16 protein-coding genes are annotated in these 16,877 nt (G+C 74.4%); 7 read left to right on the top strand and 9 right to left on the bottom strand.

Translation table 11 applies throughout. The annotated features are described in order from the left end of the window. Positions 1-153 precede the first annotated feature (153 nt). Complete coding sequence (locus tag H7H31_RS19170) at positions 154-1,104, bottom strand: helix-turn-helix domain-containing protein (RefSeq protein WP_187060408.1); 951 nt, start codon at positions 1,102-1,104, stop codon at positions 154-156. A 70-nt stretch (positions 1,105-1,174) separates the two neighbouring features. Between H7H31_RS19170 and H7H31_RS19165 the strand changes: the two genes are divergently transcribed. Further along, complete coding sequence (locus H7H31_RS19165) at positions 1,175-1,522, top strand: cupin domain-containing protein (protein WP_232109959.1); 348 nt, start codon at positions 1,175-1,177, stop codon at positions 1,520-1,522. A 92-nt stretch (positions 1,523-1,614) separates the two neighbouring features. On the opposite strand, the gene H7H31_RS19160 is transcribed toward H7H31_RS19165, so the two are convergent. Further along, positions 1,615-1,998, bottom strand: coding sequence for a hypothetical protein (locus H7H31_RS19160; RefSeq protein ID WP_187060407.1), 384 nt, complete (start codon positions 1,996-1,998; stop codon positions 1,615-1,617). Between the two features lie 174 nt (positions 1,999-2,172). Further along, positions 2,173-3,432 carry an MFS transporter gene (locus H7H31_RS19155; RefSeq protein ID WP_187060406.1) on the bottom strand — a complete coding sequence of 420 codons (1,260 nt, stop codon included), beginning with the start codon at positions 3,430-3,432 and terminating at the stop codon, positions 2,173-2,175. A gap of 587 nt (positions 3,433-4,019) precedes the next feature. Here H7H31_RS19155 and H7H31_RS19150 point away from each other — a divergent pair. Beyond that, positions 4,020-5,546, top strand: a complete 1,527-nt coding sequence (locus tag H7H31_RS19150) for an FAD-dependent oxidoreductase (RefSeq protein WP_187060405.1) — start codon at positions 4,020-4,022, stop codon at positions 5,544-5,546. 30 nt (positions 5,547-5,576) lie between these two features. Here the strand turns inward: H7H31_RS19150 and H7H31_RS19145 are convergent, their stop codons facing one another. Beyond that, a complete protein-coding gene (locus H7H31_RS19145) occupies positions 5,577-6,119 on the bottom strand; it encodes a hypothetical protein (RefSeq protein ID WP_187117981.1) in 543 nt (180 codons plus the stop codon). A gap of 272 nt (positions 6,120-6,391) precedes the next feature. Between H7H31_RS19145 and H7H31_RS19140 the strand changes: the two genes are divergently transcribed. Next, positions 6,392-6,970 carry a carboxymuconolactone decarboxylase family protein gene (locus H7H31_RS19140; protein WP_187060619.1) on the top strand — a complete coding sequence of 193 codons (579 nt, stop codon included), beginning with the start codon at positions 6,392-6,394 and terminating at the stop codon, positions 6,968-6,970. Then, on the top strand, positions 6,967-7,833 hold the full coding sequence (locus H7H31_RS19135; protein ID WP_187060618.1) for an RNA polymerase sigma-70 factor: 867 nt from the start codon (positions 6,967-6,969) through the stop codon (positions 7,831-7,833). Before H7H31_RS19140 ends, H7H31_RS19135 begins: the two co-directional genes overlap by 4 nt. A gap of 37 nt (positions 7,834-7,870) precedes the next feature. Here the strand turns inward: H7H31_RS19135 and H7H31_RS19130 are convergent, their stop codons facing one another. From H7H31_RS19130 to H7H31_RS19120, 3 genes are all read right to left on the bottom strand, one after another. Then, entirely contained in the window at positions 7,871-8,305 is a 435-nt protein-coding gene (locus tag H7H31_RS19130) for a VOC family protein (protein WP_187060617.1), read from the bottom strand. A 190-nt stretch (positions 8,306-8,495) separates the two neighbouring features. Next, the gene (locus H7H31_RS19125) at positions 8,496-9,572 is read right to left on the bottom strand and encodes a MerR family transcriptional regulator (protein ID WP_187060616.1); all 1,077 of its coding nucleotides are present in this window, start codon (positions 9,570-9,572) and stop codon (positions 8,496-8,498) included. 250 nt (positions 9,573-9,822) lie between these two features. Continuing rightward, entirely contained in the window at positions 9,823-10,521 is a 699-nt protein-coding gene (locus tag H7H31_RS19120; RefSeq protein ID WP_187060615.1) for an N-acyl homoserine lactonase family protein, read from the bottom strand. A gap of 242 nt (positions 10,522-10,763) precedes the next feature. On the opposite strand from H7H31_RS19120, the gene H7H31_RS34095 reads away from it, so the two are divergent. The 3 genes from H7H31_RS34095 to H7H31_RS19105 all read left to right on the top strand — a co-directional run bounded on the left by H7H31_RS34095 (position 10,764) and on the right by H7H31_RS19105 (position 13,132). Further along, positions 10,764-11,360, top strand: coding sequence for a helix-turn-helix domain-containing protein (locus H7H31_RS34095; protein ID WP_232109958.1), 597 nt, complete (start codon positions 10,764-10,766; stop codon positions 11,358-11,360). Between the two features lie 555 nt (positions 11,361-11,915). Further along, positions 11,916-12,566: a hypothetical protein gene (locus tag H7H31_RS19110; protein WP_187117980.1), complete on the top strand. Its 651-nt coding sequence runs from the start codon at positions 11,916-11,918 to the stop codon at positions 12,564-12,566. A 230-nt stretch (positions 12,567-12,796) separates the two neighbouring features. After that, positions 12,797-13,132 carry a DUF2516 family protein gene (locus tag H7H31_RS19105; protein WP_176166184.1) on the top strand — a complete coding sequence of 112 codons (336 nt, stop codon included), beginning with the start codon at positions 12,797-12,799 and terminating at the stop codon, positions 13,130-13,132. Positions 13,133-13,327: 195 nt separating this feature from the next. Here H7H31_RS19105 and H7H31_RS19100 read toward each other — a convergent pair whose 3' ends face one another. Beyond that, on the bottom strand, positions 13,328-14,599 hold the full coding sequence (locus tag H7H31_RS19100; RefSeq protein ID WP_187060021.1) for a PP2C family protein-serine/threonine phosphatase: 1,272 nt from the start codon (positions 14,597-14,599) through the stop codon (positions 13,328-13,330). Between the two features lie 529 nt (positions 14,600-15,128). After that, entirely contained in the window at positions 15,129-16,319 is a 1,191-nt protein-coding gene (locus H7H31_RS19095) for a C40 family peptidase (protein WP_232109957.1), read from the bottom strand. Positions 16,320-16,877: the final 558 nt, after the last annotated feature.

The raw sequence follows: 16,877 nt of genomic DNA, 5'->3' as shown, positions 1-16,877 counted from the left end.
GACCCTAGTCCGCACCCCGCCCCCGAGCAAGATCACCCACTGCCCCCGCCCCGGCCGGGCCCGGCCCGGTCGGCCCCTCCCCCGACTCCCCCAACTCCCCCAAGTTCCCCGGCGGCCCCCAGCCCCCGTTCCCCGGCTCCCCGGTGCGGCCCGTCAGCGCGAGGTCGCCCGGAAGGCGCGGCGGTAGGCGCCGGGTGTCGTGCCGAGGGCGCCGAGGAAGCGCCGGCGGAGGTTGGTCGCCGAGGAGAGCCCGACCCGGCGGGCGACGGCGTCCAGCGGCAGGTCGGAGCCCTCCAACAGCTCCCGGGCCGCGCTGATCCGCTGCCCGAGCAGCCACTGTCCGGGGCTGGTGCCGAGCTGGTCGGCGAAGCGGCGGGCGAGCGTACGCGTGGACAGGCCCGCGCGCGCCGCCAACTCCGCGGTGGTCACCGGCTCGCCGAGGCGGCCGGTGGCCCACTCCAGGAGCGGCGCGAGCGTGCCGTCGAACTGCTCGGGGTGCGGCGGCGCCGCGTACTGCAACTGCCCGCCCTCGCGGTGTGGCGGCATGACCATGCTCCGGGCGACCTGGGCGGCGTACCGGGCCCCCTGGTCGCCACGGACCAGGTGCAGGCACAGGTCGATGCCGGCGCCCGCGCCGGCGCTGGTGGCGACGTCGCCGTGGTCCACGTACAGCACGTCCGGGTCGACCCGGATGGTGGGGAAGCGGGCGGCGAAAGCCTGCGCGTGCCCCCAGTGCGTGGTGGCCTGCCGCCCGTCGAGCAGCCCGGCGTGCGCCAGCGCGAAGACGCCGGAGCAGATGCTGACCACGCGGGCCCCACGGGCGTGCGCCCGGCGCAGGGCCCGGACCACGGCGGGCGACGGCGGCTCGTCGGTGGGCAGCCACCCGGGGACGACGACAGTGTCCGCCCGGTCGAGCGCGTCCAACCCGTCGGTCACGAGCATGTCGTACCCGGCGCGCGTCGCCACGGGCCCGGGGGTCTCGGTGCACACGCCGAACGCGTACCGCGTCGGGAGCCCCGGGCGCTCGACCCCGAACACCTCGGCCGCACAGGAGAGTTCGAAGGTCGACTGCGGGGGCCGCACCAGCGCCACGATCCGATGCATGGCAGGAAAGTACCGCATGATGTCTTGGTTGACACTCGGCTCCCGCGCCCCCACCCGCCAGGCTGGCCGCATGACGACAGAGCAGCACCCGACCGCCCAGCAGCCGCCCGCGTACGTCTGGGCCACCGCGCAGGACACCCCGGCCCGCGAACTCTTCCCGGGCATCCGACTGCGCTCGCTGTGGAGCGGGGAGAACGGCGCGACCGCCCACGTACTGGAGATGGACCCGAACTCGTGCTGGGAGGGGATCGACGTGCACGAGCCGGGCCCCGAGGAGGTGTTCGTGGTCTCCGGCACCTTCAACGACGGCGTCCGCGACTACCCCGCCGGCTCCTTCATCCACGCCGCCGCCGGCACCTCGCACGTCCCCCAGACGAAGACGGGCTGCACGTTGTTCGTCTTCTACCCGGAGGGCTGACTCCCGCTCTTTTCACGTTTTTTACGCGTCACGTTTTTCACGCGGCCCCGGGGCGACCCCCGGGGCCCGCCCACAGCCGCCGCCCGGCACCCTCACGCCGGCAACTGCCCCAGGGCCACGACCACCAGGAACAGCGCCCACTGCGCGCCCAGGCCGAATCCGCCCACCCGGCCCGGGCGGTGGGAGGCGACCATGCCGGCCAGCGTGGCGAAGGTGGCGAGGGGCACGCCGTACCGCGCCACGGCGATCAGCGCGTCGCCGTAGGCGAGCGTGCCACGGACACCGTCCTCGCACGTGTCGCAGGCGATGGCGAAGAACGGCCCCAGGAACGTGATGAACACCCCGCTCACCAGGACCGCCGCCACGAGCACGGCCAGCCCGAGGCCACGGGCGGCGGCACGGGCGCGCTGGTCGCCGCCGGCCGGCTCGGTGGCGGAAGCGGATGCGGATGCGGGAGCGGTGCCGGTGTTCTCCATGCGAGGGACGCTATGCGGCCCGAACTGCCGTACGGTATCCGCTCCCGTACTCAGCGTGGCGCTCCCGCACGGTAGGTACCCCCGCGCATCACCGCGCGGGGCGCGGGCCCGGGTCGCGCGCGTGACCCGCCTCGCGGCGCGCCCGTGGCCGAGCGCGCCTCCGGCCGTACGCCGTCACGTCGCACGCTCCCGCCTCGGGGCCAGGGGGTCGCGCGCCGAGCGGGCGAGCAGCAGGGGGACGGCGCAGGCCAGGCCGACCGCGCCCAGGGCGACGGCGGCCGGCCGGGGGCCGAGCCACGCCAGTACGGCGCCGCAGCCGAGGACGCCGGCGGCGCGCACGGCCGCGTTGACCAGCCCGGTGGCGGCGGTGAGCCGGCCGAGCAACGCGGCCGGGGTGAGCACCTGGCGCGCGGAGCCGGCCGTGACGAAGGCGAAGGCGGAACACGCGTCCACACACAGGACCGCGCAGAACGCGTCCGCGAACCCCCGCGCCACGGACAGCCACAGGAAGGACGCCGCGAGCCCACCCAGCGCCACCCCAAGGAGCGGCCCCCACGGCAGGTGCTCGACGAACCGCACCACCACCAGCGTCACCAGCAGCCCCCCGACCCCCGCCGCGGAGAGGACCAGCCCGACGCGGGCGGGACCGAGGTGCAGCGCCTGTACGGACAGCGCGACGACGACCAGCACGGCGGCCCCCGCACTCACGTGCAGGTACAGGTAGGCCAGTTGCAGCACCCGCTGGAGGCGTTCCGTCGCCAGCAGCCGGAAGCCCGCGAACACGTCGCGCCGGCGCCCCGCGGGCGTCGTCTCGGCGTGCCCCGCCCGCGTCTCGGTGGGCCCTTCCAGGCCGGGGCCGGCGGCGGGCCGCACGGGTGCCGCCGGCAGGCGCGCGAGGAGGGCGGCCGAGGCGGCGAAGGAGCCGGCGTTCACCGCGAGGGCCACCGGGTGCGGGAGACGCGCGACGAGGAACCCGGCGAGCGCGGGCCCGGCGAGGGTGGCCGCCGCGTCGCCCGCCTCCACCGCCGCGTTGGCCCGCATGATGCGGGCGGACGGCACGAGGGCGGGCAGGTAGGCGTGGGCCGACACGGAGAACAGCACGTCTCCGCAGCCCATCAGGAAGGTCAGGCCGACCAGCAGGGCCACGGACGGCTCCGGCGCGGCCAGCGCCCACACCAGAGCGAGCCCCCACACCGCCCGCCACACGTCCGCGGCGACCATGAGCCGCCGGCGCTCGCGGGTATCGGCCAGATGCCCGACGGGAAGCGAGAGGAGCAGGGTCGGCAGGATGTTGGCGGCCGTGACGAGGCCGGCGACCAACGGATCGTCCGTCACCAACAACAGGACGATCGGCAATGCCGCCTCGGCGGCCCGGTCACCGAGCAGGGAAAGCGTGCGCGCCGCGACGAAACGACGAAGTTGAGCGGTCCGCATACGCCTCCCCGTCGACCGACCCAGGGCGACACCGCTCCCCTACCAACGGCCCGGCATTCACCGCACGCCCGCCCCGAATCACGTTATCCGAATGCGGTGTTGACCCATCCGGCAATAGCGCCCCGCCCCGTACGGCCGTGCGGCCGAGGACCCGTCGAGCGGCGGACGCGTCGGGAACGCGCAGCGTACGAGCACAGCGCGGCGGACCAGCGACGGCCAACGCGGCAGTGCGGCCACACGGCGACGAAGCCGGCACAGCGGCAGTGCGGCAACGCAGCGGCGGCACGGCAATGCGCGAGCGTACGAGGAGCCACGAGGGCGAGAAGGGTGAAGAGGGCGACCCGAGGAAGGAATGTCCGGGGAATACCGGACCCAAAAGCCAGCGATCCGGGCTACCGGCCACAAAAAAGGGCGGATATTCGTTCTCCGCCACTCTCAACTTATAGCGCACCGGGGGGCTTGCGGCAAGGCCCGGGTCGTACCGCAAGATGTCCGGCGCGGCCAGAACCTTCGGAATTCGGCGACACGCGACGTATGCGATGCGCCCGTTCTGGTCCGCGGCACTTTTCCGTTCCCTGGGGGATTTCTTGCGTGACGTCATCGTGGTGGGCGCCGGACCGACCGGTCTGCTGCTGGCCGCCGAACTGCGCCTGCACGGCGTGCGCGTGGTCGTGGTCGAGCGGGAGCCGGAGCCGACCGGGCAGGCCCGCGCGCTCGGGCTGCACGCGCGCAGCGTCGAGGTGCTGGACCAGCGCGGGCTGCTGGAACGCTTCCTCCCGCTCGGCCAGAAGTACGCGGTCGGCGGCTTCTTCGCCGGCATCGACAAACCGTGGCCCGAGCGGCTCGACACCGCGCACCCGTACGTCCTCGGCATCCCGCAGAACGTCACCGAACGCCTGCTGGCCGAGCGCGCCGCCGAACTCGGCGTGGAGTTCCGGCGCGGCCTCGAAGTCGTCGGCCTGAGCCAGGACGCGGCGGGGGTGAGCGTCGAGGTGGCGCCGACCGGCGCGCGTGCCCCAGGGACGAGCCCGGACGACGGTGCCCCGACCGGCACGGGCGACACGGCCCCCGGCGGCGACGGGGCCACGCTGCGCGCCCGGTACGTCGTCGGCTGCGACGGTGGCCGCAGCACGGTGCGCAAGCTGCTCGGCGTCGACTTCCCCGGCGAGCCCGCCCGGACCGAGACGCTGCTGGGCGAGGTACGGGTGGCCGTCGCCCCGGAGGAGTTGGCGGCCGTGGTGGGCGAGGCCCGGAAGTCCTGCGTACGGTTCGGCACGATGCCGCTCGGGGACGGCATGTACCGCCTCATCGTGCCGGCCGACGGACTGGCCGCGGACCGCTCCGCGCCGCCGACCCTCGACGAGCTCAAGCAGCGGGTACGGGCGATCGCCGGCACCGACTTCGGCGCGCACTCACCGCGCTGGCTCTCCCGCTTCGGCGACGCCACCCGGCTGGTCGAGCGCTACCGGACCGGCCGCGTACTGCTGGCCGGCGACGCGGCGCACATCCACCCGCCGACCGGCGGAATGGGCCTCAACCTCGGCCTCCAGGACGCGTTCAACCTGGGCTGGAAGCTGGCCGCCGAGGTGGCCGGCTGGGCCCCGGACGGGCTGCTCGACAGCTACCACGCCGAGCGGCACCCGGTGGCCGCCGCCGTCCTCGACAACACCCGCGCCCAGACCGAACTGCTCTCCTCGGAGCCGGGCGCGCGGGCGGTGCGCCGGCTGGTGGCGGAGCTGATGGACTTCGACGAGGTGAACCGGTACCTGATCGAGAAGATCACCGCGCTCCAGGTCCGCTACGACTTCGGTGCGGGCCACCCGCTGCTCGGCAAGCGCATGCGCGACATCGGCCTGGAGCGGGGCCGCCTCTACGCGCTGCTGCACGCCGGCCGCGGCCTCCTGCTCGACCAGACGGGCCGACTCTCGGTCACCGGGTGGGCCGACCGGGTCGACCACGTGGCCGACCTGAGCGAGGAGTTGCCCGCCCCCGCCGTACTGCTCCGCCCCGACGGCCACGTGGCCTGGGCCGGCGACGACCAGGCCGACCTGCGCGCCCACCTGCCCCGCTGGTTCGGGGCGCCCGTACCCGCCACCGCCGCCACGACGGTGTAGGACCGCGTCAGGGCGCTGCCCCCGGCCCCGCTACGTCGCCGGCCCCTTGCCCCTCCACCGCCCCCTTGGCCTCCCCGGCTCCCCCGGCCTCCCCGGCTCCCCCGGCTTCCCCGGCGGCGAGGCCGGGGGCCGTCGGCGGGCGGCGGCGCGGCGGGGCGCCGTGCGCCAGACGGCGAGCGCGCCGAGCGCGAAGCCGATCCCGATGGCCCACCACACGCCCGGATGCTCCTCCACCCACATGCGCTGGTCTCCCGACAGGGCGAGGGCACCGGTGAGGCGACCGGTGCGCCCCGGGGGCAGACAGGCCAGAGCGAGGAACGCCACGCACCACAGGGCCGCCGCGCCGGCACCGCGTACCCACCGACGCTGCCGCAGCGCGGCCGAGGCCAGCACCCAACAACAGAGGATGCCGCTGCCGCAGAACGCGCCGAAGGCGTAGCCGGCGCCGGGTCCGAGGCCGGCCACCGCCCGCCACAGGCGATCCCCCACGAGGACCGAGGTGACCCCACCGAGGACCGCGACCCACACGATCGTGGCGATGTGCCGTTCGGACATCTTGGCTATGGAGGACATTCCGCCAAGGTTACGACACGAGGGGCCGCCCCCCGCCCCCTGAGCGGGGCGTTCGCGCTGCTCACAGGGGTGCGGGCGGGCCGGGAGCGGTGGCGGGCACGGTTCACGGAGGAGGTGGTGTCACACTCACACGCCCCGCGGTGTCTCCATGTCCAACAGGCCAACAGACCAACAGGCCGCCGGGCCAACGAGCCGCCAGGCCACCAGTCGGGCAACCAACCCGACAGCCACCCAGGCACCCGGCCACCCGGCCACCGGACAAGGAGCTGAGCATGACCCCGCGTATCCCGAAGGCAGAGATCCCCGCCGAGTTGAAGGAGAACCTGATCCAGCAGTTCGGTTCGGCGCCCGAACCGGTCGAGGTGGCGTTCAACCACCCCGCCGCAGCCGCCGCGTCCCTGGACTTCGCGGGCCGGATGAGCACGTGGGACGCGGTCGACGAGGGCCTCAAGACGTACGCGCACATGGCGGTCGCGGCGCAGGTCGGGTGTAGTTGGTGCCTGGACGTCAACTACTTCGCCGCGCTGAACCAGAACCTGGAGCCGGCCAAGGCGAGCCAGGTGCCGCGCTGGCGCGAGTCGGGGGTGTTCACGCCGCTGGAGCGGGAGGTGATGGAGTACGCCGAGGCCATGACCACCACCCCCACGACCGTCACCGACGAGCTGTCCGCGAGCCTGCTCGACCAGCTCGGGCCGGCGGGGTTGGTCGAACTCACCGTGTTCGTCGGCTTCGCCAACCTGTCGACCAGGGTGAACACGGCACACGGCGTCACGTCACAGGGTTACTCCGACGCGTGCGCGATCCCGCTGGCCACCCGCCCCGAGCAGCCCCGCGTAGCGTCGCCGGCATGACCGGTGATCCCTTCGTCGACCACCGCGGCCTGTTGTTCACGGTCGCCTACGAGATGCTCGGCTCGGCGGCGGACGCGGAGGACGTACTCCAGGAGTCCTGGCTGCGCTGGGCCGACGTGGACCGCGCGGAGGTGCGCGACCCGCGCGCCTACCTCGTACGCGTCGTCACCCGGCAGGCCCTCAACCGGCTGCGCGCGCTGTCCCGCAGCCGCGAGGAGTACGTCGGCGAGTGGCTGCCCGAACCGCTGCTGACCAGCCCCGACGTCGCCGAGGACGTCGAACTCGCGGAGAGCGTGTCGATCGCGATGCTCACCGTCCTGGAGACCCTCGGGCCGACGGAGCGGGCGGTGTTCGTGCTCCGCGAGGTCTTCGAGCTGCCGTACGGGGAGATCGCCGAGGCCGTCGGGAAGTCCGCGGCCACTGTGCGGCAGATCGGTCGGCGGGCCCGCGCGCACGTGGCGGCCCGGCGTCCGCGGATGCGGGTGAGCGGGGCGGAGCAGCGGGCCGTGGTGGAACGGTTCCTGGCCGCGCTGCGTACCGGGCGGTTGCAGGAGCTGATGGAGGTCATGGCGCCGGACGTGGTGCTGATCGCGGACGGCGGCGGGGTGGCGACCGCCGCGCTGGCACCGCTGCACGGGGCCGCGCTGGTGGCGGGGGTGCTCGCACGGGCCCACCAGGCGATGGACCCGTTCGCGACGACGACCGTATGGCTCAACGGCGCGCCAGCGGTCCGCCTCGAGGTCGACGGCGAGCCGACGGCGCTGAGCGTCGTGGTGGACGGCGGCCAGGTCACCCGCGTCTACCTGATGCGCAACCCGCACAAGCTCACCCGTCTCGACCAACCGGCGCCCCTGGCCCGGTAGTTCGGCCGACGCGTGGCGGGCCCGAGGGCCCGCCACGTCAGTCGAGACAGAACTCGTTGCCCTCGACGTCCCGCATCACGATGCACGACTCGTTGACACCGTCGGCGACCAGCAGCCGTACGCGCTCCGCGCCGAGCGCGACCAGGCGCGTGCACTCCGCCTCCAGCGCGGCCAGGCGCTCGGCGCCCACGAGCCCGGTGCCGACCCGCACGTCGAGGTGGACCCGGTTCTTGGCGACCTTGCCCTCGGGCACCCGCTGGAAGAACAGCCGCGGGCCCTCGCCCGAGGGATCGACACAGGCGAACGCCGAGTCCTGCCGCTCGGGCGGCAACGAACGAACGAAGTCGTCCCAGCTAGTGAAGCCCTCCGGCGGCGGCGGTACCTCGTACCCCAACACCTCGCACCAGAAGCGTGCGACCCGCTCGGGTTCGGCGCAGTCGAAGGTGACTTGGAACTTCCTGATCACGGCCATCGGGCCACCTTAACGGCGGGCACTGACAGACGCCGCGCTGACCGGCTCGTGTGGGGGCCGCTCGTGTGGGGCCCGGTCACATTGGCCCCGGTCGTGTTGGGCCCCGGTCGCGTGGGGCCCGGCACCCCCGCATACCACCGCCGCGCGTGGGCCGAGCCTGGGCGGCACCGCCACCCGCCACCCGCTCCCGCTACCCCTGGGTCTCCATCACGTCGGCGACCACGCAACTGACGTTGTCGGGCCCGCCGGAGGCGTTGGCGAGGTCGACGAGTTCGCGTACGGCGGGCTCCGGCTCGCCGGTCGCGGCGAGCACCCGGCGGATCTCCTCGCTCGGCACGACGGCGGACAGGCCGTCGGAGCAGAGCAGGTAGCGGTCCCCCCGCCGGGCGTCGTGCAGGCGCAGGTCGGGGGCGCCCTGGCCGAGGGCCCGCAGCAACAGGGACCGCTGCGGGTGGGAGGCGGCCTCTTCCGGGCTCAGGCGACCCTCGTCGACCATCGCCTGGACCATGGTGTGGTCGTGCGTGATCTGGAACAACTCTCCGTCGCGCAGCAGGTAGACGCGGGAGTCCCCGATGTGGACGAGCGCCAACCGCGACCCCGTCCACAACATCGCGGTGAGCGTCGTCCCCGCTTCGTCCGCCCCAGCCCCGGACCCGGCCCCGGTGACACCGCGCACGGCCCGCTGGGCCTGCTCGACGGCGTCCTCAAGGACGTTCAGCAGGTTGCCCGCCGGAATGCCGTCGGTTTCGAGCCGCTTGAGCGCGTCAACGGCGGCGGCGCTCGCGGGCCCCCCGCCACTGCCGTACCCGTCGGCGACGGCCAGCAGGCGCGTCCCGGCGTACGCGGTGTCCTGGTTGCTCGCGCGGACCAGGCCCGCGTCGGAGAGGGCGGCGTAACGGATGCCCAGCGGGCTGGTGGTCTCGGTCATGGCGGGGTCCTTCCAGGACAGGTGGTCGATGAGGAAGGTGGCCAGATCCCGCCGGGCAGCGGTGTCGGCCTCGACCTCGGCCCAGAACGCGCGGATCTCCCGGGCGGCCGCCCCCGCGTCCAGCGCGCACACGCACCGGATGCGCGCCAGCGGCATCCCCAGACGCCGGAGCCAGGCCACCAGTCGGGCCCGGTCCAGTTGCTCCGGCGCGTAACGGCGGTAGCCGGTCACCGGGTCGACGCGAGCAGGGGTCAGCAGGCCGAGTTCGTCGTACAGCCGCAACGCCTTCGGCGACAGCCGGGACGCCTTGGCGAACGCCCCGATGGTCAGCAACCCCATGCCCGCTCCTCCTCACACCGGACACGTCGCCCGGCCCCACCGATGCTGTGGGCTCCCCCAGGGGGAAGGTCAATCCTCGTCGACGGGCTACCTGACGGGGGCTCGACCGGGCCCGCTTCGCCCCGCCTGGGGGCGCGGGCTGGAGTTGGCCCGCTCGCTGGCGACGTACGGCATGCGGTGTACGGCATGCGGTGTGCGGCATGCGGTATGCGGCTTCGCGCCAGCGGCCCGGGGTCAGCGGTACGCGTCGCTACGCCGGTTCCCAGACCGAGCAGTCGTGGGCGAAGAACACGCGCCGTGGCTCGAAGTCGGCGAGCCGGTCCAGCCAGGGCTGGTAGGGCGGAACGGGCTGCTCCACGCCGTCCAGTGTCGCCTGCCGGGCCAGTTGCTCGGACGCGAAGTGGGAGGCGAGGTCGTACGCCTGGCCGGCGAGGACCACCGTGCCGTCATCCTGCCGGACGACCAGCGACTGGTGCCCTGGGGTGTGCCCGGGCGTCGGAACAACCCAGACACCCGGCCAGATCTCGACCTCGCCGGCGACCTCCTCGTAGGTCGCTCCGGGGAAGTCGACCAGTTCCTCGACGGTGTAGTCGCCCCGGCGGGCGGTGGCCAGCTCGACATCCTGGACGAGTATGGGGGTGCCGCCCAGCAGGGGGTTCCCGCCACAGTGGTCGAAGTGCAGGTGGCAGTTCACGACCATCGAAACGTCACCGAGGGCGACACCGGACGCCGCCAGCGCATCGGGGAGCGCGCGCCGGCGCGGCCGGTAGTGCGCCTCGGTTTCGGGACCCGCGTCGCCGATGCCGGTGTCGAAGAGGATCAGCCCGTCACCGTGGCGCACGAGGTAGGCGAGGACGGGTTCGACGCGTGGCCGCGGACCACCGGTCTCCGACGCGGGCCGAACGAAGTACCCGAGATCAAGCCGCCGCACCGCCACGCTCTTCCCCATACCGGCCATCCTGACAGCCCGCCCCGCACGGTCCAGCAGGTCCGCTGACAGCGGAACGGGGGGCGGGGCGGCCGTGGAGCCGCTGAGGGGGTCGGAAGCTCGTGGAGCAGAGGGCCGGCAGGTTTCGGTCCGCTTCACGGAAGTCAGGCCCCAGCCCAGAGGCGCACCCCTCACCCGTGCGACACGCCACTTTTGCAAGCGGTCGCTTGCAAAAGTTAGCGACGGGCGGCAGCATCGCAGGCATGGCAGCACTGAACGTCGGCAACCTCGGCGAGTTCCTGCGGGAGCAGCGGCGTACGGCCCAGCTCTCGTTGCGGCAGCTCGCGGACGCGGCGGGGGTGTCGAATCCGTACCTCAGCCAGATCGAGCGCGGACTGCGGAAGCCGAGCGCCGACATCCTCCAGCAGTTGGCCAAGGCGCTGCGGATCTCCGCCGAGACGCTGTACGTCCAGGCCGGCATCCTCGACGCGCGGGACCGGGCCGAGGCCGAGGTCACCAGCGCGATCCTGACCGACCCGACCATCACGGAGCGGCAGAAGCAGGTGCTGCTCCAGATCTACGAGTCGTTCCGCAAGGAGAACGGCACCGAGTCGGGCCGCCCGGCCGGCGCCGCCGACCACGGCGGTCCCGCTCCCGACGCCCCGGCCAGCAACGCGCCGGGTGCCCCTCGCGACGGCATAGCCGACGCCGCGGACAGCGGCCCCCAGCACCCCGCGAGCGGCACGCCCGGCACCAACCCCGGCCCGCGCCCGGCCGCCACACACCCGGGCGCGGCCACCCCGGCACCGGCACCCCCAAGACGCGGCGGGGCCCAGCCCCACACCCCCGACGAGGCGTAAGCCGCCGACGCCGCCCCGGCCCACCCGACCGGCCCGCGGCTCGCGACCAGCAACCCGCAAACCGGCAACCGGCAACCGGAACAGCAGCCGACAGGCAGAACAGCACCGACACGGCAGAACCGAACAGCACGGCAGCGCACCTTGCCCTGACCGATCCGGGAGGACACCCGTCATGGCCAGCACCGAAGATCTCCGCAAGCGCATCATCAACCCGACCCCGCTGTACGCCGTGGCCGGCGCCGCCGACCTCGCGGCCGAGAAGTTGAAGGAAGCCCCGGCGCTGTTCGACCGGCTCGTCGCCGAGGCGCCCGGGCGGATCGCGGCCGTACGGGACACCGACCCCAAGGCCGTCCAGGAGCGGGTCTCGCAGCAGGCGCAGCAGACCCAGGCCAAGCTGAGCGAGTTGCTGAGCGGCCTCGACACCGACATCAAGAAGCTCCGCGAGACGGCCCAGGACCTCACGTTGCAGGGCGTGGGCCGGGTCGCCGAGTACGCGGTGCGCGCCCGCGACACCTACGACGAGTTGGCCGTACGCGGCCGGGGTGCCGTGCAGACGTGGCGCGGCGAGACCTCCGACGAGGAGGAGGAGGTCGACGGCGAGACCGACGCGCCGGGCGAACTCGGTACGGCTCGGGACACGGCGCCGCCCCGTACCCGCCCCACCCACCGCATCGCCACCCCGCCGCCCGCCGCCCCGGCGCGCCCCGCCCGGCCGGCCCGGCCCGTCGGCCGCCCTTCGCGACCCCGGCCCCGGCCGACGGCGCGAAGGGCAGCGGGACGGTCGCAGGTGACGGGGCCGCGAAGGGCGGCGGGACGGCGAAGGCCAACGGCACCGCGAAGGCCAACGGCAGCGCCGCCGCGAGCACCGGCGGCGCGGCGAGCGCCGACGCGCCCGCCACCACACAGGGCGCCCCCGCAAAGGACGCCTCCGCCAAGGAGACCCCCACCCAGGGCACGTCCACTCAAGGCACGTCCACCCAGGGCACGCCCGCCAAGGGCGCCCCCGCCACCACCAAGAGCGCCGGGGCCCCGGAGGACGGCGGCAGCGCGGGCGGGACCCGGCCGGCCGGTCAGCGGTCGGCGGCCCCGAAGCCGACGCCACCGGGCGCGACCCCCACCCCGAACGCGAACCCGAACGCGAACCCGGGCGCGAACCCGAACGGCGACCCGACGGTGAAGAAGCCCGCGCCCAAGTCCGCGGAGTGACGCACCGGCCGGCACCGCCCAGGCCGGTCTCCAGCCCGTCCGCGTCCCCGACCCCGTTGGCCCGACGGGGTCGGGGACGTACGCGGCGGGGCCGGCCGGGGGCGGGCGGGCAACGGTCTGGCGGCGGGCCGAGCGTGCCCCGCGTGCCCGTTCCGCCGTACGGGTACCGTTGCCGCTGACACGCCCGACGGAAGCGATGGACGCTCACTACATCTCAGGCGGTGGATGACGTGCTGGTGCAGGGATTCAACGAGATTTTCTACTGGGTCTCCTGGGGGTTGCTGCTCTTCAGCCTGTTCGCCTTCGTCGACTCGGCGATCCGCCGTGAGGACGCGTACCGGGCCGCGGACAAGCAGACCAAGCCCTTCTGGCTCATCCTGCTGGGCATCGCGACGGCGGCGAACCTGTTCCTGTCCGTCATGTCCTTCATCCCGATCATCGGGCTCATCGCGACGATCGTGTACATGGTGGACGTACGACCCGCGCTGCGACAGGTCTCCGGTGGTCGTGGTCGGCGCGGCGGCTCCAGCTCGGACGGCCCGTACGGCCCGTTCAACGGCCGCTGAGCCCGCGCACCACCCGCCAACTCCCCCACGGGCGCCAGTTCCCCCCACGGGCGACGGGCCCCCGACGGGCGCCGGGCCCCGCGCCCGTCGCCGGCCCCACGGCTTCGCCCGTCAGCCCCGCTCCTCAGCCCCGGCACGCCGCCGCGCGGCGGCGCGGCGCGTCAGGCCCCGCTCGCTACGTCCCGTGCGACCCGGTCACGCGCCGCCGCGATCCAGCAGCAGCACCGCCACGTCGTCCGTCAGCTCGCCGCCGTTGAGTTCGCGGACCTGCGTCACCGCGGCGTCCAACAGCGTCTCGCCCGACAGGCCGGCCGCCTGGAGGGCGCGGACGAGTTCGACCATGCCCTCCTCGCCCAGCCGGTCGCTGCCCGCGCCGACCCGGCCCTCGATGAGCCCGTCGGTGTACATCATCAGGCTCCACTCCGCGCCCAGCTCCACCTCCCGGCACGGCCAGCGCGCGCCCGCGAGCAGGCCGAGCGCGGGGCCGCCGTCCTCGTACGGAAGGAGGTCGGGGGCCTGCCCGTGGTGGGTGAGGAGCGGGGCCGGGTGTCCGGCCAGGTACAACCCGGCGCTGCGGCCCTCGGGGGCGATGTCCACCGTGCACAGGGTGGCGAAGATCTCCTCGTCGTCCCGCTCGTGCTCCAGCACCTCCTGGAGCGTGCACAGCAGCGCGTCGCCGCTGAGTCCGGCCAGCGTCAGCGCCCGCCACGCTATGCGCAGCTCGACGCCGAGCGCGGCCTCGTCCGGGCCGTGCCCGCACACGTCGCCGATCATCGCGTGCACCACCCCGTCGGGGGTGCGCACCGTGTCGTAGAAGTCGCCGCCGAGCAGCGCGCGGCTGCGCCCCGGGCGGTAGCGCGCGGCGAACCGCAGGTCGGAGCCGTCCAACAACGGCGTCGGCAGCAGCCCGCGCTCCAGGCGCGCGTTCTCCCGCGCGCGCAGCCGCGACTCGCTGAGCTGGCGGCGCGCGCGGTCGGCGCGCTTGCGCTCCACCGCGTACCGCACGGCGCGGCTGAGCACCCGGTCGTCCAGTTCGCCGCGGAACAGGTAGTCCTGAGCGCCGACCCGCACCGCCTCCGCGGCGCGCTCCGCGTCCTCCTCGGCGGTCAGCGCGAGCACCGCGTGGCCGGGGGCGATGCGCAGGACCTGGCGCAACGTCTCCAGCGCGTCGGTCCCGCCCCCGCCCGCCTCGCCGTCGTCGGGCCCCGGCAGGGCCAGGTCGAGGACGATGCACTGGGCCTCGTCGGTGAGCAGTCGCTCCGCCTCGGTGAGGTTACGGGCGGTGCGCACCCGCACCGGTTTGCCCTCGGAGTCCGTGAGTTCCGGCATCGCGAGCGCCCCGGAGGGGTCGTCCTCGATCACCAGCAGGCTGATCCCGGCGTCCGGCCGCGGGCCCGGCGGCGCCGATAACGCGGCGGCCGATGCCTCTCGCTGGCGCGGCACGGGTACGGGTGCCGGTACGGGCATCGTTCCCTTTCCTTGTCTCCCCCGAGACGCGTCGCGGTCCGCCCCTCACCATGCGCCTGGCCGCCCGTCGCGGCCGGCCCATGGTGCCCGGCGCGGCGCGGCTGACCCATGGTGTGGGGGGCCTCCGAGCCCGGTCGCCACCGCCCCGCCGGCCGCGCGAGGCGGGCGACGGCACGCGGGCTGCTGGGCCCCGGGCGACACCAGGCCGCCCGCCCCGGCCACGCGCCGCAACCGCTGAGTCGGAAGGGCCCGGTGTGCTTGCCGGGTGTTGCCAGGCGACCCTAGCGAACCCTGGCGGCACAACGGAATGCCACCCGGCCCGCTGGTCAGGGTCATATGCCGTGGCCCGTACGGGTATGGGCGGACCCCCGATCCGGCGGGTACACGCCAACACCGAGCGGCCCACCCACGGCTCCCGGCACACCCGTGCTCGGTCCCACCCGCGCGGCCCAGCTCACCCGCACAATCCAGCCCACCCGCACAGCCCAGCCGTCCACGCGCCCCCGCGCGGCCCGCCGGGCCCGGCCGGCTACTCCTCGGGCGCGCGCTCCTTCGCCGGTTGGCCCTTGGCCGGCTGCCCCTTGGCCGGTCGCTCCTCCGCCGGGTCGGGCGCCTGCTCGGTGGGGGCGTCGGGGCGGACGACGCCCAGGATCTCCATCGAGCCGGCGCCCGCCAGCGTCACGTTCCGGCCGGGGCGCGGGGCGTGCACGATGGTGCCGTCCCCCACGTATATGCCGACGTGGCTCGCGTCCCGGTGATAGATGATCAGGTCACCCGGCCGCATGTCCTTCACGTCCACCTTGGGCAGTTGGCGCCACTGCTCCTGGGACGTGCGCGGGATGGTCTCGCCGGCCGCGCCCCAGGCCCGCAGCGTCAGCCCCGAGCAGTCGAAGGTCTTCGGGCCCTCGGCGCCCCACTCGTACGCCTTGCCGATCTGCTCCGTGGCGAAGGCGACGGCCCGCTCACCGGCCGGGGTCGCCTTGCCCCTGGCGTCCTTGACCGCGCCCGAACGCAGCCATTGCGCCTGGGCCTTGGCCGCCTTCTCGGCCTCCAGCTCGCGCAGCCGCTCGCGCTCCTTCGCGGCGAGCTTGGACTCCAGCTTCTTCGCCGCGTCCAGCTTGGCCTTGACGTCCTTGCGCGCGGCGTCCCGCTGCGTGCGGGACTGTTCGAGCCGGGCCCACTTGGCGCTGGCGTCCTTGGCGTACCGGTCGAGGTCGGCCTGGGTGCGGGCCAGGCTGCCGAGCACGCCCTTGGTGGCGTGCTGGCCCTTGCGGGCGAGCGCCACGCCGTCGAGGAAGCCCTCCGGGTCGGCGTTGAGCCACACCCGCGCCTCGGGCGACATGCCGCCGCTGCGGTACTGCGCCCTGGCCATGGCCCCGGCCTGCTTGCGCAGCGCGGCCATCTCCCGCTGCGTCGCGGCGATGGACTTCGCGATGCGGTCGAGTTCCTTGCCCTGCTCGCGCTGGCGCTCCCGCGCCAGGTTGTACGCGTCGGTGGCCCGCTCCGCCTCGCGGTAGAGGGCCTCGACCCGGCGGTGCACCTCCGCGAGTTCCTTGGCGCTCCTGGGCTTGGGCTCGGCGGGGGCCGCCTGCGCCACCCCGGGCGTCGCCAGTATCCCGGCCACCGCGCACACCAGGGCCGCGGCCCGCGCCACCCCGCGCCCGCGGCGCGGCGCGCCGCCACCGCCCGTACCCCGCTCCCGCGCCTGCTCCCGTCGCACCGGTCGGCCTCCGTTTCCCCGCGATCACCCGGACCTACTGATACGTAACGCCGGATCGTGCCACGTCACGCCCCCGAACGACAGGGGTGTGGAAAAACCCCACCAAGGGCCCACCCACCTTCCCCCACACGGGTCACCCCGAGCCCACCCGCCCCACCTCCACCCCCGCCCGGCCACGCGACCTCGCCCCCGTACGTGCCTCCGTACGACGCCGTACGACGCCGCACGACCCCGCCTGGCCCCGTCCGACGCCACACGGCACCCGCTCCGCCCCCGCCCTCGTACGACCCGGCCGCCGCCCCCGCGAGCACACCTGACCCACCAGCCCACCGCGCCGCGCCCCACCCCAGGCGTTCCGGCCTCCACCGCCCCACCCGTGCGCTCACGCCCCACCACGTCACCAGTGACACACGGCCGCACAGGCACCCCTGCCCTACCAAACGACCAGCTCAGCACCGCTGATTCACCCTCGCCGTCAGGTTCTCCGGGTAAGCCACCACACCGATGGGTGAGGTTCACCCTCCGTTCACTCACGCCAGTCGACGGCTTCACCTGATC

It is taken from the genome of Streptomyces buecherae (assembly GCF_014295035.1).
In the GTDB taxonomy this organism is placed as follows: Bacteria; Actinomycetota; Actinomycetes; order Streptomycetales; family Streptomycetaceae; genus Streptomyces; species Streptomyces youssoufiensis.
This window is presented reverse-complemented; position numbering and strand designations above follow the sequence as displayed.